Annotated in this window: 17 protein-coding genes; 9 read left to right on the top strand and 8 right to left on the bottom strand. The window is 72.7% G+C overall.

Annotated elements, in window-relative coordinates:
- Window positions 1-16: 16 nt before the first annotated feature.
- A complete protein-coding gene (locus AB0959_RS05835; protein ID WP_366825032.1) occupies window positions 17-472 on the bottom strand; it encodes an Lrp/AsnC family transcriptional regulator in 456 nt (151 codons plus the stop codon).
- Window positions 473-566: 94 nt separating this feature from the next.
- Here AB0959_RS05835 and AB0959_RS05830 point away from each other — a divergent pair, with 94 nt between their 5' ends.
- From AB0959_RS05830 to AB0959_RS05820, 3 genes are all read left to right on the top strand, one after another.
- Complete coding sequence (locus tag AB0959_RS05830) at window positions 567-1,046, top strand: rhodanese-like domain-containing protein (protein WP_366825031.1); 480 nt, start codon at window positions 567-569, stop codon at window positions 1,044-1,046.
- A 94-nt stretch (window positions 1,047-1,140) separates the two neighbouring features.
- Entirely contained in the window at window positions 1,141-1,656 is a 516-nt protein-coding gene (locus AB0959_RS05825) for an immunity 21 family protein (RefSeq protein ID WP_366825029.1), read from the top strand.
- Window positions 1,657-1,744: 88 nt separating this feature from the next.
- Entirely contained in the window at window positions 1,745-2,590 is an 846-nt protein-coding gene (locus tag AB0959_RS05820) for an SDR family oxidoreductase (protein ID WP_366825028.1), read from the top strand.
- 17 nt (window positions 2,591-2,607) lie between these two features.
- On the opposite strand, the gene AB0959_RS05815 is transcribed toward AB0959_RS05820, so the two are convergent.
- The 4 genes from AB0959_RS05815 to AB0959_RS05800 all read right to left on the bottom strand — a co-directional run bounded on the left by AB0959_RS05815 (window position 2,608) and on the right by AB0959_RS05800 (window position 9,183).
- Entirely contained in the window at window positions 2,608-4,299 is a 1,692-nt protein-coding gene (locus AB0959_RS05815; RefSeq protein WP_366825027.1) for a DUF885 domain-containing protein, read from the bottom strand.
- Between the two features lie 229 nt (window positions 4,300-4,528).
- Window positions 4,529-5,857: a GNAT family N-acetyltransferase gene (locus AB0959_RS05810; protein WP_366825026.1), complete on the bottom strand. Its 1,329-nt coding sequence runs from the start codon at window positions 5,855-5,857 to the stop codon at window positions 4,529-4,531.
- A gap of 115 nt (window positions 5,858-5,972) precedes the next feature.
- Entirely contained in the window at window positions 5,973-7,571 is a 1,599-nt protein-coding gene (locus AB0959_RS05805) for an alkaline phosphatase D family protein (protein WP_366825025.1), read from the bottom strand.
- A gap of 154 nt (window positions 7,572-7,725) precedes the next feature.
- The gene (locus tag AB0959_RS05800; protein ID WP_366825024.1) at window positions 7,726-9,183 is read right to left on the bottom strand and encodes a PLP-dependent aminotransferase family protein; all 1,458 of its coding nucleotides are present in this window, start codon (window positions 9,181-9,183) and stop codon (window positions 7,726-7,728) included.
- 62 nt (window positions 9,184-9,245) lie between these two features.
- Between AB0959_RS05800 and AB0959_RS05795 the strand changes: the two genes are divergently transcribed.
- The 3 genes from AB0959_RS05795 to AB0959_RS05785 all read left to right on the top strand — a co-directional run bounded on the left by AB0959_RS05795 (window position 9,246) and on the right by AB0959_RS05785 (window position 12,130).
- Window positions 9,246-10,187: a DMT family transporter gene (locus tag AB0959_RS05795; protein WP_366825223.1), complete on the top strand. Its 942-nt coding sequence runs from the start codon at window positions 9,246-9,248 to the stop codon at window positions 10,185-10,187.
- Window positions 10,188-10,246: 59 nt separating this feature from the next.
- On the top strand, window positions 10,247-11,134 hold the full coding sequence (sigJ, locus tag AB0959_RS05790; RefSeq protein WP_366825023.1) for an RNA polymerase sigma factor SigJ: 888 nt from the start codon (window positions 10,247-10,249) through the stop codon (window positions 11,132-11,134).
- 234 nt (window positions 11,135-11,368) lie between these two features.
- Entirely contained in the window at window positions 11,369-12,130 is a 762-nt protein-coding gene (locus AB0959_RS05785; protein WP_366825022.1) for a GntR family transcriptional regulator, read from the top strand.
- A 229-nt stretch (window positions 12,131-12,359) separates the two neighbouring features.
- Here the strand turns inward: AB0959_RS05785 and AB0959_RS05780 are convergent, their stop codons facing one another.
- The 3 genes from AB0959_RS05780 to AB0959_RS05770 form a co-directional block, all read right to left on the bottom strand.
- Window positions 12,360-13,517, bottom strand: coding sequence for an ROK family transcriptional regulator (locus AB0959_RS05780; protein WP_366825021.1), 1,158 nt, complete (start codon window positions 13,515-13,517; stop codon window positions 12,360-12,362).
- A 121-nt stretch (window positions 13,518-13,638) separates the two neighbouring features.
- On the bottom strand, window positions 13,639-14,301 hold the full coding sequence (locus AB0959_RS05775; RefSeq protein WP_366825020.1) for a response regulator transcription factor: 663 nt from the start codon (window positions 14,299-14,301) through the stop codon (window positions 13,639-13,641).
- 105 nt (window positions 14,302-14,406) lie between these two features.
- Entirely contained in the window at window positions 14,407-15,561 is a 1,155-nt protein-coding gene (locus AB0959_RS05770) for a histidine kinase (protein ID WP_366825019.1), read from the bottom strand.
- Between the two features lie 109 nt (window positions 15,562-15,670).
- On the opposite strand from AB0959_RS05770, the gene AB0959_RS05765 reads away from it, so the two are divergent.
- The 3 genes from AB0959_RS05765 to AB0959_RS05755 all read left to right on the top strand — a co-directional run bounded on the left by AB0959_RS05765 (window position 15,671) and on the right by AB0959_RS05755 (window position 17,836).
- Window positions 15,671-16,600, top strand: a complete 930-nt coding sequence (locus AB0959_RS05765; protein ID WP_366825018.1) for an ATP-binding cassette domain-containing protein — start codon at window positions 15,671-15,673, stop codon at window positions 16,598-16,600.
- A gap of 2 nt (window positions 16,601-16,602) precedes the next feature.
- Entirely contained in the window at window positions 16,603-17,325 is a 723-nt protein-coding gene (locus AB0959_RS05760; RefSeq protein ID WP_366825017.1) for an ABC transporter permease subunit, read from the top strand.
- Between the two features lie 64 nt (window positions 17,326-17,389).
- The gene (locus AB0959_RS05755) at window positions 17,390-17,836 is read left to right on the top strand and encodes a hypothetical protein (RefSeq protein ID WP_366825016.1); all 447 of its coding nucleotides are present in this window, start codon (window positions 17,390-17,392) and stop codon (window positions 17,834-17,836) included.
- Window positions 17,837-17,856: the final 20 nt, after the last annotated feature.

Here is a 17,856-nt window from a genome sequence, read left to right as displayed (position 1 = left end):
CGGCGGGCGCGCCGGGTCACCTGCCCAGCGGGCGGCGCGGCAGTGGCGACGAGTAGACGACGCTCGTCGTCACCGACCCCAGCGCACCGATCTTCCCCGACACCTCCTCCAGATGGCGCATCGAACGGGCCGCGACCTTGATGACGAAGCAGTCGTCACCCGTGACGTGGTGCGCCTCCAGGATCTCCGGCGTCGCGGCGACGAGGTCGTGGAACGGCTTGTAGTTGCCCGTCGGGTACCTCAGCCGCACGAACGCCAGGATCGGCAGACCCAGCCGCTCCGGGTCCACGACCGCCGCGTACCCCTGAATGACGCCGGCCTCCTCCAGCCGCCGCACCCGTTCGGTGACCGCGCTCGCCGACATCGAGACGGCGCGCGCCAGCTCGGCGTAGCCGGCCCGGCCCTTCCGCTGGAGGACATCGAGTATGCGCCAGTCGGTGGCGTCCGGCGAGTACGGGGAATGCGTGGTCATGGGCCCACACAACAGGGGAATCCCCGGCCGATCAAGCCCCACGCCGTGGATCGGCCCTTCAGGGGAGGGGATCACCGGCCGTAGATTTCCGGGCATGACCTCGACGACTGCCCTGAACCCCGTCCTGCGCGTCGCCCCGGCGGGACCCGCCGCCGCTGCCGTGTACTTCCGGGCGAGCCTCGCCTTCCACGCCGACGTGTCCGACGTGGCCGCCGCCCTCGCCGCCGACGGCGACCCCGGTTTCGTCGTCCTGGACTCCCGCTCCACGGATGCCTGGGACCAGGGGCACGTCCCGGGCGCCGTCCACCTGCCCACCGCCCTCATCGCCGAGCAGGCGGAGCAGCTCCTCGACAGGGCGGTCCCCGTCGTCACGTACTGCTGGGGTCCGGGCTGCAACGGCGCCACCCGCGCGGCCCTCGCCCTCGCCGAACTCGGCTTCCAGGTCAAGGAGATGCTCGGCGGCTTCGAGTACTGGGTGCGGGAGGGATTCGAGTACGAGACGTGGGAGGGGCGTGAGCGCCGCGCCGCCGATCCACTGACGGCACCGGTGGGCGCGGAGGACTGCGGCTGCTGAAGAACACGGCTACTGAGAACGCGGCCGCTGAAGATCGTGAAGATGCAGGGGACACTGATCTTCGTCCGGCACGCCCCGTGTAGCTTCTCTTCGCATGGCTCGATACGCGGATCCAGGTGTGACGGAGTGGGTGGAGTCGGGCGGGGGACCGCTCATCGCGGTACCGGAAGCGGTGTTGCCGTTCTGGACGGGAGCGGACGGCGACGACGTGTCGTCCGACTACGACCGGGCCTGCGACATCAACGGCTCCATCGGGTTGCTGCCCGTCGGTGACACCCGGGCGCTCGTCCTGGGCGACGAACCCGCCTCGACGGCTTTCCTCTCCCACCACGCCACTTTCGTCCGGTGGTACGCGGCGAACTCCGAGGACGAACTCCTCGCGCAGGTTCCCACGGCGCTCGAGACCGCCCTGTGGGAGCCGGAGGTGGAGTGGTGGGTGCCCGGCCCGGTGGTCGTGTTCGACGCCGCCTGGCCGGGAGACGGTTCACAGCGCACGGACCACCTGCGCGTCGAACTGGAGCCCGGACGCTACGGCGTCCGCGCCGCGTACGTGTCGGCCGGCCCGGAGACCTGGCTGGGGCTCGTCCGGCTGCGACGGATCACGGCCTGAGGCAGGGCCGCGGCAGAGCAACGACCCTCGGGGCGGGCCGTACGGAATACACATGCGTCGCAGGCGCCCGCCCTGCATCATGGTCCCGATGCCTCAACTTCCCCACCCCACACCGCAAGAACTACGACGCGACCCCCTGCCCCTGCGCGGTCGCACGGCTCTCGTCACCGGAGCGAGCAGACGCGGCGGCATCGGCTACGCCGTGGCCCGCCGTCTCGCCGCGTACGGGGCGAGCGTGTACCTGCACCACCACGTACCGCACGACGCCGCCATGCCCTGGGGCGCCGACCGCCCCGAGGAGGTGGCCGTGGGCGTGCGCGAAGTGCTCGGTGATCCTCAGGCGCGGGTGGTCGACGGTCCGGGCGACCTGTCCGACCCGGCCGTGCCCGCCGAACTGGTCTCCCGGGCCGCGGACGCGCTCGGCGGACGCCTCGACATCCTCGTCGCCAACCACGCCCTCTCCGGCGACGACGGCACCCTCGACACGATCGACACCGAGATGCTCGACGCCCACTGGGCGACCGACACCCGCTCGGTGCTCCTGCTCGTCCAGGCATACGCCCGCCACCGGGCGGCCCTCCCGCCCCGCACGCCGGGCGGGCGGCTGATGATGATGACGTCAGGCCAGGACATCGCGGGCGGCATGCCGGGCGAGATCGCGTACGCCCTCCAGAAGGGCGCCCTCGCCTCGATCACCCGCTCCCTGTCGACCACCCTCGCCGAACTCGCCGTCACCGTGAACACCGTCAATCCCGGTCCCGTCGACACGGACTACATGACCGGCGACGACTACGCGGCCATCGCCGCGATGTTCCCGGCGGGCCGCTGGGGCATGCCCGACGACCCCGCCCGCCTCATCTCCTGGCTCGCCACGGACGAGGCCGCGTGGGTCACCGGGCAAGTCATCGACTCGGAGGGCGGGTTCCGTTGGTGAGAGGGGTCTGAGAGGGGTCAGAGCCGCGACAGCTCGTCCACCAGGTCGTCCAGTCCCAGGGCACCCTGGGACAGGGCGGCCATGTGCCATGCCTTGAGGTCGAAGGCGTCGCCGTGGCGCCTGCTCGCGTTCTCGCGGCCCAGCAGCCAGGCGCGCTCGCCGAGCTTGTAGCCGATGGCCTGGCCGGGGATGGTCAGGTAGCGGGTCATTTCGCTCGCCACGTAGTCCGCGGGTCGGCTGCAGTGCGCGCCGTAGAACTCCTCGGCCAGTTCGGGCGTCCAGCGCTCGCCGGGGTGGAAGGGCGAGTCGGCCGGGATCTCCAGCTCAGCGTGCATGCCGATGTCGACGATGACACGGAGCGCGCGCATCATCTGCGCGTCGAGGTAACCCAGCCGCTCCTCCGCGTCCGTCAGGAAGCCCAGCTCGTCCATGAGCCGCTCCGCGTACAGGGCCCAGCCCTCCAGGTTGGCGCTGACGCCGCCGACGGTGGCCTGGTAGCGGGACAGGTCGTCCTTGACGTGCACCCACTGGGCGAGCTGGAGGTGGTGGCCGGGGACGCCCTCGTGGTACCAGGTCGACACCAGGTCGTACACCGGGAAGCGGGTCAGCCCCATCGTGGGCAGCCAGGTGCGGCCCGGGCGCGAGAAGTCCTCGGACGGCTGCGTGTAGTACGGGGCCGCGGCGCCACCGGGCGGGGCGATGCGGGACTCCACCTTGCGTACCCGCTCGGCGAGGTCGAAGTGCGTGCCGCCCAGCTCCTCGATCGCCCGGTCCATCAGGTCCTGCAGCCAGTCGCGGACCTCGTCGACGCCCTCGATGTGCCTGCCGTGCTCGTCGAGGTGCGCGAGCGCCACCCACGGCGTCTTCGCCCCCGGGAGGATCTTCTCGGCCTCCTGCTTCATCTCGGCGAGCAGGCGGTGGAACTCCGACCAGCCGTACGCGTACGCCTCCTCCAGGTCCAGGTCCGTGCCGTTGTAGTAGCGCGACCAGCGGGCGTACCGCTCGCGGCCCACCACGTTCGGCGCGCCCTCGATGGTGGGCGCGTACACGTCGCGCATCCAGTCCCGCAGCTCGACGACGGCCCCCGTCGCCGTGCGGGCCGCCTCGTCGAGCTCGGCGCGCAGGGACTCGGGGCCCGCCGACGCGAAGTCCTCGAACCAGCCGCGGCCCGAACCGTCCGTGTCCGCCCACTCGGTGAGCTGCCCGACGAACGTCGCGGTGGGGCGGGGAGCCGCGTACAGCTTGCGCTCCAGGCCCAGGGAGAGGGACTCGCGGTAGCCCGCCAGCGCCGTCGGCACGGCGCGCAGCCGCTCGGCGATCGCCGCCCAGTCCTCCTGCGTGTCGGCAGGTGTCACGGTGAAGATCTCGCGCACGTGGTGCGCCGGTGTCGCCATGTTGCCGACCGCGCGCAGGCCCTCGTCGGCGTCGTGCACGGCCAGTTGCGCGGTGAGCCGCTCGCGCAGCAGGCGTGCGCAACGGCGCTCGATGTCACTGTCCGCGCCCGGCTGCCGCTCCGCCTCGTCGAGCCGGGCGAGCGTCGCCCGCATCAGCTCCGCCCTGGCCTCCTGGCCGGCGGGCGAGGTGTCGGGCAGCCTGCTCGAACTCTCCTTCACGCCGAGGTCTGTACCGGTCACCGGGTCGAGGGCGATGAGCTCGTCGACGTAGGCGTCGGCGACCTCGCGGGGCAGGGGGCTGTTGGTGTCAGACATACGGGCAATCTTGGTACGGCGGCGGGGGCGCGGTCAGCCGGTTAAAGCAGGCCACGTGGCCGTCGGCGGCCGGATTCCACCCACGGTGCCCCGCAGATCCAGCCTGTCCGGCGTTTGAGGACGAGGCCGTTCAGGCCGATCGCGGGGGTCTGGGGGCGCAGCCCCCAGGGATGGGACGGGTAGGGGCGGCGGGGGCGAAGATCCCCGGCTCACAGCCACCCGCGACGCGCTACTCCCGCACCGCCCGCTCGTCCCGCCGCTCCCGCCCCGGCGACGCCACCGTCGCGTCCAGGCGGGCGGTGATGACCAGGGTGCCCTCCTCGATCTGGTAGTCGAGGGGAAGCTCCAGGCCGCGCATCGCGGCGACCATACCCGTGTTGGACGAGGTCGTGACGGCGTACACGCTCGAGCATCCCGCCTCGACCGCCATCGCCACCAGCCGCCTCAGCAGTTCAGCGCCGACACCACGCCGCTGCCACGCGTCCTCGACCAGCAGCGCGACCTCCGTCTCGTCGCCGTCCCACAGCAGGTGGCCGAGGCCGACGACCTTCCCCGAGGCCGTCTGCACCGCGAGGGTGCGGCCGAAGCGGGGGCTCAGGAGGTGGTTGAGGTAGCGGTCGGCGTCGCCCAGTGGGCCGTGGTAGCGCATGCCCAGCGTGCGCGCCGAGCACCGCGCGTGCATCGCCTTCGCCGCGTCGAGGTCGTCCGTGTCGGCGCGCCGCACGGTGATGTCGCTGCCTTCCCGCAGCGTCAGCACGTCATGGCTGCGCGGGATGCGCGGACCCAGCCGCGTGTCCAGCTCCACCAGCGCCCGCGCCCTCGCGAACTCCGTCGGTGTGAACGGCAGATACGGCCGCTCCACCGTGATCACCCCGCCCTCCGGCGCCCGCAGCCGCATCACCGTGTCCTCGAGGACGCCCTCCACCGGGACGCCCTCCTGGGCCCGGCCGGAGCCGGGGGCGGTGGCGGGAAGCGAGCGGATGGTGCACCGGCCGAGCAACTGGCGCAGGGCGAGCGGGAGTTCCGCCGCGTCGAGTGCCGTACGGGTGGCGAGGCCCAGCACTCGGGTGGGCGCGTCGACGAGGTCGTGGGCGTCGGCCCGCTCGATCCACGTACCGGCACCGCCCGCCTGCGCGACGGCACGGGTGATCTCGGCCGCGGGCAGCTCCTCGGGCGCGCGCAGCAGGAACTCGTCCACCGTGCCCTCGGCCAGCGGATGCGTCTGCAGGCTCAGGATGTCCACCCGGTGGCCGGCCAGTGCCGTGCACAGCGCGGCCAGCGAGCCGGGTTCGTCCTTCACCGTCGTCCTCATACGCCACAGCACCGACGCGCCGTCTACCGCGTCGGACGCCTCGGCCCCGGACGGCCCGGCCTGCTGCCCCTCGGGGAGCGGCCGGGCGCCGGTATCGCCCGCCGGTGGGGCGTGACCGTGGCGGCGTGACCACCACGTGTGGAAGCCGGCCGTGAACAGCGAGGCGAGTTCGGCCGCCTTCCGTCGCCGCTGGTGGGCGGGGCGACCGTTCGTCGCCCCCCTTGCGTCGTACATGTTCGAAGTCATGCAACCACTGTGAAGGTAAGGTGTTGCGTGATCGCGAACGCTTTGTGACTGATCGGTAAAGTGTCTTTCCTCACCTTTGTTGCTGTTTGTATAGTTGCCCGGTTTATCGCCCGGCCTACTGCCCGACTCGTCCCGGCTGCAGGACTTGAGTGAACAGCACCGTCCCGTCCTGCTCGCGCAGCCGTACCGTCAGCTCACCGCTGTCACCGTCGATGTCGACCTCGCCGAAGAACTGGTAGCCGCCGGCCGGCGAGACGTTCGAGGCGGTCGGCGCCTTCACGTACACCCGCTCGGGGCCGAAGGTGTTGTCGAGGGCGCTCGCCGGGAACGCGCCCGCGTTGAGCGGGCCGGACACGAACTCCCAGAACGGCTCGAAGTCGGTGAACGCGGCCCGCGACGGCTGGTAGTGCTGGGCCGAGGTGTGGTGCACGTCCGCGGTCAGCCACACCGTGCCCGTGACCTTGCGGTGCTTGATGAACCGCAGCAACTCCGCGATCTGCAGCTCGCGGCCCAGCGGCGCGCCCGGGTCGCCCTGCGCCACGGCCTCGATGTTCTGCTTGCCCTCGGTCGCGTCGGGGACGACCAGGCCGAGCGGCATGTCGGAGGCGATCACCTTCCACACCGCACGCGACCGCGCCAGCTCGCCCTTGAGCCACTCCAACTGCTCGGCGCCGAGGATGCCCTGCGGGTCGGTGGTCTGGTTGTCCGGCGAGTTGGCGTTGCGGTACGTGCGCATGTCCAGCACGAACACGTCCAGCAGCGGGCCGTGGCGCAGCACCCGGTAGACGCGGCCGTCCCGTGCGCCCGGCTGCAGCGTGGAGATCGGGAAGTACTCGCTGAACGCCCGCCGCGCACGCGCCGCCAGCACGTCGACGCGCTTCTCGGTGTACCGGGTGTCCGAGTCCAGGATCACCTGGCCCGGGTACCAGTTGTTGCGCACCTCGTGGTCGTCCCACTGGATGACCGACGGTACGCGGGCGTTGAAGTTCCTGAGGTTCTCGTCCAGCAGGTTGTAGCGGAAGTTGCCGCGGAACTCCGCCAGGGACTCGGCGACCTTGGACTTCTCCTCGGTGGTGACGTTGCGCCACACGCTGCCGTCCGGAAGCGCCGCCGTCGCCGCGATCGGGCCGTCGGCGTAGATGTTGTCGCCGCTGCAGAGGAAGAAGTCCGGGTTCAGGGCGCCCATCGCGTCGAAGATGCGGTAGCCGCCGAGGTCCGGGTTGATGCCCCAGCCCTGGCCCGCCAGGTCGCCCGACCACACGAAGCGCACTCCGTCACGGCGCTTCTCCGACGTCGTACGGAACGTGCCGGTGACCGGCTCGCCGGTGCGGCGCGGGTCGTCCGGGTCGGCCAGCAGGACGCGGTAGTGGATCTGCTGGCCCGACGGCAGGCCGCGCAGCCGCGTGGTGCCGGTGAAGTCGGTGTCGGCGCCCAGCAGCGGGCCGTGCCATCTGACCGGGTTGCGGAAGGACTCGGTGGCGGACGTCTCGACGATCATCCGCGCCGGCCGGTCGGAACGTACCCAGACCAGACCGGAGTGCGCCGTCACGTCCCCGGTCTGCACGCCCCATCCCGCCTTCGGCCGTCCCGAGAGGGCGAACGCGGGCGCCGCGGCGCCGAGCGTGGCGGGCACGGCGAGGGCCGCCGACGCGGCGAGAGAGCCGCGCAGCACGCTGCGGCGGCCGGGCAGGGGGCTCGGCGAACGGTGTGACATGAATGCGCCTCCAGGGACGGATCCGGCCAATGTGCAACGCCACAACTACTGGTGCGCCGAGGCGCACACGGAAACCACAAGTGAACAACTGACCTCCGGGGCAGAGGAACCGGCGTGCGACTCAGGGCGCGTCGCGTCCTCAAGCGTCGCGCCCTCACGCAGCGCCGGGACCAGCGGCGCGCGCCATCAGCCGCACCCCCTCACGAATCCGCGCCGGCGAAAGATGCGCGTACCCGAGCACCAGCCGCACCCCGGCGTCCGGAACCCGCCCGTGGTCCGCGAGGGGACGCACCGACACCCCGACCGCCGCCACCCGCCCCACGAACCGGTCCAGCGGCCCGTACGCGTCGGGCAGCACGGCGATGGCATGGAGCCCTGCCGCGATCCCGGACACCTCGGTGCCGGGAAGGTGCTCCCGCAGGGCGGACACGAGAACGTCGCGCCGCTCCCGGTAGGCGCGCTGGCAGCGACGCAACTGCCGGTCGTAGTCGCCCCGTTCGACGAAGCGGGCGAACACCGCCTGGTCGATGGTCGGATGGCCGAGGTCCATGGTCCGCTTGCGCTCCACGACCTCCTCGGTCAGCGCCCGGGGGACGAGCAGCCAGCCGAGCCGCAACCCCGGGGCGAGGGACTTGCTGACGGAGCCCGTGTACGCGACGCGCTCGGGGTCGAGGCCCTGGAGCGCCCCCACCGGCGCACGGTCGTAGCGGAAGTCCCCGTCGTAGTCGTCCTCGACCACCAGCCCGTCCACCGACCGTGCCCAGTCGAGCAGTTCGGCCCGCCGCCGCGCCGAGTACGCGATCCCGGACGGGAACTGGTGGGCGGGCGTGGTCACGACGACCCGCACGCCCGCCTCACGCAACGGTCCGGTGGCCAGCCCCTCCGCGTCCAGCGGCAGCGGGACGGCACCGACGCCCGCCGAGGCGTACAGGGCGTCGTGCTGGGGGCTTCCCGGGTCCTCGACGCCGACGGCGCGCACCCCGCGCGCATGGAGCACCGAACCGAGCAGCGCCGTCGCCTGCGCCACACCCGAGACCACCACGACCCGTTCCGGGTCCGCGACCACACCCCGCCGCCGGGCGAGCAGTTCCGCGAGCGCCGTACGCAGCCGGGGAAGCCCGCGCGGATCCGGGTAGCCCAGCGCGTGGTGGGGGAGTTCGGCGAGCACGCCCCGCTGAGCCGCCGCCCACGCGGTGCGCGGGAACAGCGACAGGTCCGGTGTCCCGGGGAGGAAGTCGGCGCGGGCGCCGGGGGAGCGCGGCGCGAGGTCACGCGCGCGGGGGCGTGCGGACCGTACGGCGTCGCCCACCCAGGTGCCCGCACCCCGGTCACTGCGCAGATATCCCTCGGCCGTCAGCTGCTCGTACGCCTCCGTCACCAGACCCCGCGACACGCCGAGGTCGGCGGCCAGTTCACGGCTGGACGGCAGCCGCGTGCCCGGCACGAGCCGCCCCGTACGGACCGCCTCGCGCAGCGCCGCCTGCAACGTGCGCCCCCGCGCGCGTGCCGGCGCCGAAGCGGCCGGCAGGAGCAGCTCCCACGCCGCGGCCCACGGATCCGGACCCTCCCGCGGACTGGGCTCCTCCCCGGAATTGGTCCCCGATGACGTCATGAAAGTGGACCTTAAACCGGGCCGCTCGCCTTCCTAACGTCACCGCCATGAACGCCACGGCCATGAACGCCACGACCACCCGCGGAACCCTCCTCGCCGCCCTCGCCTGCGTCCTCGTCGGCGCCTCCTTCACCGCCAACAGCGTCCTCGGCGACTACCCGTACGCGGGCGGCCAGTTCCTGCGCTACGGCCTCGCCTGCCTGCTGCTCCTCCCGCTCGTCGGGCGCGGCGGCACGGCGCCCCTGCGGCGGCTGCCCCTCCGACTGTGGGCGCGGCTGGCGCTCCTCGCCGCCGTCGGCATGGTCGGGTTCAACCTCGCGGTGATCGCCGCCGAGCGCACCGCGGAACCCGCCGTACCGGGTGTCTTCGTGGGCTGCGCGCCGGTGGTCGTCGCCGTGGTCGTCCCCCTCATGGAGGGGCGTCGCCCGCAGCGGCTCGTCCTCCACGGCGCGTCACTGGTCGCGGCGGGCGCGTTCACCGTCCAGGGATGGGGCCGTACCGACGGCGCCGGAATCGCCTTCTCCGTGTGCGCGCTGGCAGGGGAGGTCGGCTTCGCCGTGCTCGCGGTGCCGGTGCTGCGACCGCTCGGACCACGGCTGCTGTCCGCCACCGTCTGCGGTATCGCCGCGGTCGGGTCGGCGGCGGCCGGGATCCTCACGGACGGCACCGCGTGGCTGCGCACCCCGGACCCGACCGAGACGGCGGCGCTGCTGTGGCAGGCGGCGGTCGTCACCGTCGTCGGCTTCGTCTGCTGGTACATGGGCATGCAGCGCATCGGCGCGGAGCGCGCCACGCTCTTCTCCGGCCTCATCCCCGTCGCCGCGGCCTGCACCGCCCCAGTCGTCGGCACGGGCTCGTACGGCATCGCGCAGGCGCTCGGCAGCGCCCTGGTCGGCGCGGGGGTCACCCTGGGGTCCCGGGCCCCCGCGCGTTCCACGCCCGGACCGCGGTCCGCCACACCGGAGCGGCCACCGAACGCCGTCCGCCCCACCGACGGCCGGTAAGTGCCCCGCGAGGTGAATTCGCCTGGACAGGGCGGCACCCGTCGGTTGGGATGGAGAGCGTGACCACCGACACCGCGACCGACGTCTTCGAAGAACACCGTCCCGTGCTGATGGGCGTCGCCTACCGCATGCTCGGACGGGTGGCCGACGCGGAGGACGTGGTCCAGGAGGCCTGGCTGCGCTGGTCCGGCGCCGACCGCGCCGAGGTGCGCGAACCACGCGGATACCTGGTCCGGATCACCACCCGGCTCGCCATCGACCGGCTGCGCCACGTGAAGTCCCGCAACGAGTCGTACGTCGGCCCCTGGCTGCCCGAGCCGTACGTCACCGACTTCGCGGACACCGTCCCGGACGCCGCGGAACGGGCCGTGCTCGCCGACTCCGTGTCACTGGCCGTCCTCGTGGTCCTGGAGTCCCTGTCTCCCCTGGAGCGCGCGGTCTTCGTCCTCCGCGAGGCCTTCGGCTACCCGTTCGCCGACATCGCGGCCACCCTCGACCGCAGCGAGGCCGCCGTGCGCCAGCTCGCCGGGCGGGCCCGCAAGCACGTGGACGAACGGCGGCCGCGCTACGAGGTGGACCCGGCCGAGCGCCGCGAGATGACCGAGCGGTTCCTCGCCGCCGCGGCCGGGGACGACCTGGAGGGCCTCATGTCGCTGCTGGCCCCCGACGTCAGCCTCGTGGGCGACAGCGGCGGCCTCGCCAAGGCGCCCGTGCGGGTCCTGGAGTCGGCCGACAAGGTGGGCCGGTTCGTGCACGGCGCCGCCCGGAAGGGTGTGCCGGACGCGTCGTTCCGCTTCATGGAGATCAACGGCGGTGTCGCGGCGGTCGTCCTGTCCGGCGACAAGGTCGACAGCGTGTTCCAGCTCGACATCGTGGACGGCCGCATCCAGCGCGTCTACATCATGCGCAACCCGGAGAAGCTGCTGTCCCTGCCGGTCGGCCGGTAGCCGCCGCAGTGACCTCCGGTGAACGGGGGCTTCGTCCTCATGACCGGCATGTCGACCACCGCGAACACCTTGTGAACGCTCCGCTGCGCGGGACCTGTCGGAGGCCTGTCCGTTCGAGGATTGGTCTTGACCAAGGGTGGGGCCCGGCTTATGGTCGCAGAGAAAGTGCAACAACCTTTAATAAACAAGGGCGCTAAAACGCCGCCGGGCCACGGCGAAACGCGGAGGACTAGGGTGGGGACCACGCAGCTCGAAACGGCACCGGAGCCGAAGTACTGGCACCTCAAGACCGTTCTCAGTGAGGCACTGGACTCCGAGTTCTCGGTGGGCGAGATCCTGCCCAACGAGCGTGACCTCGCCGCCCGCTTCGGCGTGGCCCGCGCCACGCTCCGCCAGGCGCTGGAGCAGCTCGAACTGGAAGGCCGGCTGCAGCGCCGCCGCGGCGTCGGTACCACGGTCGCCCCGCCGCGCATGGGTGTGGCCGTCGGAACCGAGGAGCACGCCTGGCCCGGCACGTCCGGCGACGCCTGGCAGCCCGCCGACTGCACCACGACGACCCCGCCCCCGGCGGTCGCCCACATCCTCGAGTCCGTCCACGGCGAGCAGGTGCACACAGTGCGCCGCTCCCGGGTGAGCCGCGGCCAGCCCGTCGCCGCCGAGCTGCTCTACGTCCCGGCGTCCTCCGTGCCCGCCCTCTCCGCCATCAACACCCCCTCCGCCGCGGCCCGCGCCCGTGCCGTGCTGCGCGAGCTCCAGCACCTGGAGCTGGAGGGCCAGGACCGCGCCGTGGAGCTCGGCTCCGCCAGCGCGGAGGACGCCAAGGAGCTCGACCGGCTGCCCGGCGCCCCCGTCCTCGTCGTCACGACCCGCTTCTTCGCCGAGGGGCGCACCGCGGCGGTTTCCGTGGCCACCTACCGCGCCGACACCTGCCGACTGACCTTCGGCGCGTCCGGCGGAGTCGAGATCCACCACGGTCCGGAGCGCCGCGCCTCCTGACCGTCCCGAGAAGCCGCACCAGTCGCGCCCCGGGAATTCCCGGGGCGCGATGTTTTTGTGCGGGCCACTCGGGCTCGCGCCCGAAGGGGCGCGGGGAACTGCGCGCTCAGCCACACACAGCCCGCAGTCTCCATGCCCCGGTCACACAGACGGCGCTCCGAGGGGCCTCCGGCGGCAGCCGAGACGCACGCGACGGCGCCGAGCCGTCACCCTGCTCTCAGCGGAGCGCTCAGCGCCGCGCCGTCACCGTGCTCTCCACCGCGAACAGCTCCTCCTCCACGTGGTCCAGCGCCAGCCGCAGCGCCCCCGTGGCCACGGCCGCCTCACCCAGCTTCGACAGCGTCACCCTGGGCGGGCGCAGACAGCAGCGCGCGAGCTCGTCGCGCAGGGGATCGAGCACCTCGTCCAGACCGGGCGCCCAGCCGCCGATGACCACCAGCTCGGGGTCGAGGGCCAGGACGAGCGCCGCCACGTCGTGGACGAGCCGCTCGGTGAAGCGCTCGAAAGCGGCGCGGGCCCGCTCGTCGCCCTCACGCGCGTGCGCGATGACCTCGGCGACCGCCTTCTCGTCCAGCGGGTGCAAGGGCTCGTCCGTGGTCGACAGCAGTGCCTCGGGAGTGGCGCCGCGCCCCATCAGGTGGAGGGCGCCGATCTCCCCGGCCGCACCTCCGTACCCCCGGTGCAGCCGCCCGCCGATCAGCGAACCGGCGCCGGGGCTCAGGCCCGCCAGCACGAACACCACGTCGTCGGAGTCGACGGCCGCGCCCTTCCAGTGCTCGGCGACCGCCGCCGCGTTGGCGTCGTTCTCCACCAGCACCGGGCATTTGAACGAACGGCTCAACCGTTCGCCCAGATTCAGACCCGTCCATCCCGGAAGGGCCGTGCACAGCCGCACCGTGCCGCCGCTCTCCACGATCCCGGGGCTGCCCACGCCGACCGCGCGCAGGGAGCCGCGGGAGACGCCGACGCGACGCAACAGTTCAGCGACCGTCGTGCGCAGCCGCTCCACCCGTTCGTCCGCCGGCGCCTTCTCGGCGACGTCCTTGGACAGCGTGCCCAGCACCCGGCCGTCGAGGTCCGCGAGGAGTGCCGTCACACGGTGGGCGCCGATGTCGAGCCCCAGCAGATGACCGGCCTCCGCCCGGAACCGGAACCGCCGTGCCGGCCGCCCCTGGCGCCGTGCGGCGCTCTCATCGGCCGCCTGTTCCACGACGAGCCCCGTCTCGACCAGTCCTTCGACCACGCCCTCCACCGTCGGCCGGGACAGCCCCGTCACACGGGTGATCTCGGTCAGTGTCGCGTGGTCGGTGGCACGCAGCGCGTGCAGCACCACCGCTGAATTGATTCTCCGCAGCAGTGAAGGATCCCCGCCGGTCAGCCGCCCCACGGTCCGTCCTCCCAGGTCGTGCGCGTGTGGGGCGGATGGTACTCGTCCTGGCCGAACGCGGCGAGAGCCTCGCTGCGGGGTCCCTCGGCCGCGGCCAAGCCGGGCGGGCATCCGCGAGCCGTCAGCCCGGAGCCACGAACCCCGACTCGTACGCCGCGATCACGGCCTGCGTACGATCGCGCGCGCCCAGCTTCGCCAGGACGGAGCTCACGTGCGACTTCACCGTCTCCGTGCCGACGACCAGCCGCCGGGCGATCTCCGCGTTGGACAGCCCCCGGGCCATCAGCCGCAGCACCTCCGCCTCCCGCCCCGTCAGCGCGGCCCGCTCCAGGGCCGCCCGTGCCTCCGGGTTCCCGCCCCCGTCCCCGTACTCGGCGGCCAACTGCCGCACCGACGCCGGGAACAGCAGTGACTCGCCCTCGGCCACCAGCCGCACCGCGTGCACGATCTCGGCCGGCCGCGCCCGCTTCAGCAGGAAGCCGTCGGCGCCCGCCCGCAGCGCCTCGTACACGTACTCGTCGTTCTCGAACGTCGTCACCACGAGGATCTTCGGCGGCTCCGGCACGGTGCGCAGCACCGCGCGCGTGGCCTCGATGCCGTCCAGCAGCGGCATACGGACGTCCATCGCCACGACGTCCGGCCGCAGCTGCCGCACCAGCGGGATCACCGCGGCACCGTCGGCAGCCTCCCCGACGACCTCGATGTCGGGCTGCGCCTCCAGGACGGCGCGCAGCCCCGCGCGGACGAGGGGCTCGTCGTCGACGAGCAGGACGGTCACCGGCATCCGGCCAGACTAGATCAACAGTGCGAGGCGGAGGTCGGCTTCCAGCCTGCGCGGGACGCTTACAGACTGAGCGGGCTGCCTCCGGCCCGCGGGGCCCGCGACCGGTCAGCGCAGTGGCAGCTCGACCCGCACCCGCCAGTCCCCCCGGTCCGGGCCCGTGTGCGCCCGGCCGCCGAGCAGCGCGGCACGCTCGCGTATCCCGCGAAGTCCGCTGCCCCGCCCCGGCCCGGGTATCTCCGCCGTCAGCGGATTGCGGACCTCCAGACCGAGGGAGCCGTCCGCGACGGCGACGCGGACCTGGACGGGCACCCCGCCCGCGTGCCGCAGCACGTTGGTGAGCGACTCCTGGAGGATGCGGTAGCCCTCGCGCGAGACCGGGCCGGGCACGGTCTCCAGGGGCCCGGAGAGCTCGGCGTCGACCTTGGCGCCGGAGGCCCGCGCCGACTCCAGCAGCCGGTCGGCCTCCGCCAGGGTCGGGCGGCTGCTCACCGGGCGGTCCGCCTCGCGCAGGATGCCGAGCACCCGCTCCAGGTCCTCCAGCGCGGCCCGGCCGGTGTCCTCGATGGCACCGAGGGCCCGGTCGGTGAACTCCGGATCGCCCGCTGCGCGCGCCGCACCCGCCTGGACCACCGCCACGGTCAGCGCGTGCCCGATGGAGTCGTGCAGCTCCCGGGCGATGCGGTTGCGCTCCAGGAGCTGCTCGGTGCGCTCCTCCAGTGCGGCCATCCGCTCGGCCGGGGAGGGCCCGAGAAGACGCCGGGCGAGGACGGTGATCAGCTCGCCGAGGCCGACGACCAGGCCGTACAGGGCGATCAGGGGGATTGGCGCGAGGAGGGCGTATGCCCAGTGGGGCTGGGCGATGTCGAGTAACGGGTTGTCGTACGGCACGTGCCCGGTCGCCGCCCAGACGAGGTCGAGGGAGAGAACCGGCCCCCAGACCGTGCTGCCCATGGCCACCGCGCCCAGGAGCATACGGATCTCCAGCCACAGCACCGTGCGCAGCCGGTCCCGCCACGTCGCCGACGGCGCCGTGGAGATCCCCGAGTCCCGCTCACCCGGCACCAGCAGCAAGTGCGCCTGCACTCCCTCGCCGTGCCTCACGGCCGGGATGAGTCCGACCGGAATCAGCACCAGCGCGGGCACCCACGGCTTCGACATGTCGATGAACAGCCACACGCTCTCGAACAGCATCGGCACCCACAGGTGCAACCAGCGTGTGTACGTCGTCCCCCGAAGCAGCGGGCGCAGAAAGCGGGCCATTGCGACATCGTGCCAGCCGCCACTGACAACGGACCTCCCCCGAGCGAGGGAGAGGATCTCCGCTCACGGGGGAGGAAACGCCCGCCTCCCCACGGCCAGGCTGTGTGCCATGACCAGCATCGACGTAAAGGACCTCACCAAGGAGTACGGCAGCAGGCGCGCCGTGGACCACCTCACCTTCAGCGTGCACCCTGGCCGGGTCACCGGCTTCCTCGGCCCGAACGGCGCCGGAAAGTCCACCACCCTGCGCCTCGTCCTCGGGCTCGACCGACCCACCTCCGGCGCCGCCGCGGTCGGCGGCCGGGCGTACGCCACCCTCGACGAACCCCTGCGCCATGTGGGTGCCCTGCTCGACGCCCAGGCCCCGCACGGGTCACGGACCGCCCGCGACCATCTGCGGGCGCTCGCCGTCAGCAACCGCATCGGGCCCCGCCGTGTCGACGAGGTCCTGGAGGAGACCGGGCTGGCGTCGGTCGCGCGACGCCGCGTGAAGACGTACTCCCTGGGGATGCGTCAGCGCCTGGGCATCGCGGCCGCCCTGCTCGGAGACCCGCCCGTGGTGCTGCTCGACGAGCCGGCCAACGGACTGGACCCCGAAGGCATCATCTGGATCCGCGAGTTGCTGCGCCGCCTCGCCCGCGAGGGCCGCACCGTCCTCGTCTCCAGCCACCTGATGAACGAGACCGCGTCCTTCGCCGACCACCTGGTGGTCCTCGGCCGTGGCCGGCTGCTCGCCGAGACCCCCATGCGGGACTTCATCGACGCTCGCGTGGAGCCCCGCGTGCGGATGCGCACCACGGACGGCCCGGCGCTGCGGGAACTCCTCGCGCGGCACGGTTACGAGGCGAGCGAGGACGACGGCGGGCGGTGGACCGTGCGCCACGCGCGCGTGGAGGACATCGGCCGCCTCGCCTCCGGCGCGGGCCTGCCGCTCCTCGAACTCTCCGCGGAGGAGGGCACCTTGGAGCAGGCCTACCTCGATCTGACGGCCTCGGAAGCCGAGTTCACCGCATCCCCCGCTCAGCCGCAGGAGGCCTGACCATGGCGTTCGCACCCGTCCTCCACTCCGAGTGGATCAAGATCCGTACCCTGCGGTCGATGCTCTGGGCCCTCGGTGCCATGGTCCTCGCCACCGCCGCCTTCTCCGCGCTCGCCGCACTGGACGCCGAGGGCGCGGACTCCGACCCACTGTTCTCCGCCTTCTTCGGAGTCAGCTTCGGGCAGGTCGCGGCTGTCGCCTTCGGCGCGACGGCCGTCTCGTCCGAGTTCCAGGGCGGCGGCCTGCGCGTCTCGCTGTCCGCCGTGCCACAGCGCGGGCGGTGGTTCACGGCCAAGGCGGTGGCGGTCGGCGTACCGGCCCTGGCCGTCGGCCTGCTCACGGGCTTCGTGAGCCTGGCCGTGGGCAGCGCGGTCCTCGGCGAGAAGGCGGACACGCTCACCTGGACCGAGCAGCTGCGCGGAGCCGTCGGCTGTGGTGTCTACCTCGCGCTGATGGCCCTGTTCGCGGCCGGAATCGCGGCCGTGCTGCGCAGCGGTGTCGCCACGCTCGGCATCCTGATCCCGTTCCTGATCCTCGTGTCCTTCGTGGTCGGAGACGTGTCGGGCACCATCGCCGACTTCCTGCCCGACAAGGCGGGACAGGCGGTTCTCCACGAGACGTCCGACGGAACGCTCGGACCCTGGAGCGGGCCGGCGGTGACCGCGTGCTGGACGGCGGCGGCGCTGCTGGCGGGAGCCTGGAGCCTGCGGCGCCGGGACGCGTGACCTCGTACCAGGTGGCCCGCGACCCCGGCTCCAACTGTCAGTCCCAGCGGGTTTACTGGACCTCATGGACATCGAGCGGTACCTGGCCGCGATCGACAAGCTGTGCTCCCGCCCCTTTCCGGCGGAGCACGGCATGTCGGATGTCGGCATGGCGGGACCGGGGTACTTCATAGCGGAGTTAGCGACGAGTCACAGGCTGACCACGGCGGACGCGGTGGAGCGGATCCAGACGGCCGAGGACTTCCACGACGTCAAGGAGATCATCTCCGAGCGGCTGAACGGCCGTTGGGGACGGCAGCAGGTGCCCTGGTCCCTGCTCACCCTCAGAGTGCGCGTCGACCGTGGCGAGGAGATACCGGAGCCGTATCTCACGGTGAGCCACGACGTGGACGAGCTGAACGTATGGGAGGTGGACGGAACCGGCCGCTGGTTCGCCATCGGTGTCGCCGACCGTCAGCAGGACGAGGAGATAAGGCTCTTGGGCACCGTCACGGAGACACCGCAGCCCTGACCCGCCGGGTGAGCTCCAGC

It is taken from the genome of Streptomyces sp. NPDC046862, assembly GCF_040704615.1.
In the GTDB taxonomy this organism is placed as follows: domain Bacteria; phylum Actinomycetota; class Actinomycetes; order Streptomycetales; family Streptomycetaceae; genus Streptomyces.
The sequence above is the reverse complement of the archived record's forward strand: the minus strand, read 5'-3'. Positions and strand labels throughout refer to the sequence as shown.

What these genes read in the sequence shown, in the direction of transcription:
- AB0959_RS05835 (WP_366825032.1), bottom strand. Translation starts at nt 472, where the DNA reads ATGACCACGCATTCCCCGTACTCGCCGGACGCCACCGACTGGCGCATA.
- AB0959_RS05830 (WP_366825031.1), top strand. Translation starts at nt 567, where the DNA reads ATGACCTCGACGACTGCCCTGAACCCCGTCCTGCGCGTCGCCCCGGCG.
- AB0959_RS05825 (WP_366825029.1), top strand. Translation starts at nt 1,141, where the DNA reads ATGGCTCGATACGCGGATCCAGGTGTGACGGAGTGGGTGGAGTCGGGC.
- AB0959_RS05820 (WP_366825028.1), top strand. Translation starts at nt 1,745, where the DNA reads ATGCCTCAACTTCCCCACCCCACACCGCAAGAACTACGACGCGACCCC.
- AB0959_RS05815 (WP_366825027.1), bottom strand. Translation starts at nt 4,299, where the DNA reads ATGTCTGACACCAACAGCCCCCTGCCCCGCGAGGTCGCCGACGCCTAC.
- AB0959_RS05810 (WP_366825026.1), bottom strand. Translation starts at nt 5,857, where the DNA reads ATGACTTCGAACATGTACGACGCAAGGGGGGCGACGAACGGTCGCCCC.
- AB0959_RS05805 (WP_366825025.1), bottom strand. Translation starts at nt 7,571, where the DNA reads ATGTCACACCGTTCGCCGAGCCCCCTGCCCGGCCGCCGCAGCGTGCTG.
- AB0959_RS05800 (WP_366825024.1), bottom strand. Translation starts at nt 9,183, where the DNA reads ATGACGTCATCGGGGACCAATTCCGGGGAGGAGCCCAGTCCGCGGGAG.
- AB0959_RS05795 (WP_366825223.1), top strand. Translation starts at nt 9,246, where the DNA reads ATGAACGCCACGACCACCCGCGGAACCCTCCTCGCCGCCCTCGCCTGC.
- AB0959_RS05775 (WP_366825020.1), bottom strand. Translation starts at nt 14,301, where the DNA reads ATGCCGGTGACCGTCCTGCTCGTCGACGACGAGCCCCTCGTCCGCGCG.
- AB0959_RS05770 (WP_366825019.1), bottom strand. Translation starts at nt 15,561, where the DNA reads ATGGCCCGCTTTCTGCGCCCGCTGCTTCGGGGGACGACGTACACACGC.
- AB0959_RS05765 (WP_366825018.1), top strand. Translation starts at nt 15,671, where the DNA reads ATGACCAGCATCGACGTAAAGGACCTCACCAAGGAGTACGGCAGCAGG.
- AB0959_RS05760 (WP_366825017.1), top strand. Translation starts at nt 16,603, where the DNA reads ATGGCGTTCGCACCCGTCCTCCACTCCGAGTGGATCAAGATCCGTACC.
- AB0959_RS05755 (WP_366825016.1), top strand. Translation starts at nt 17,390, where the DNA reads ATGGACATCGAGCGGTACCTGGCCGCGATCGACAAGCTGTGCTCCCGC.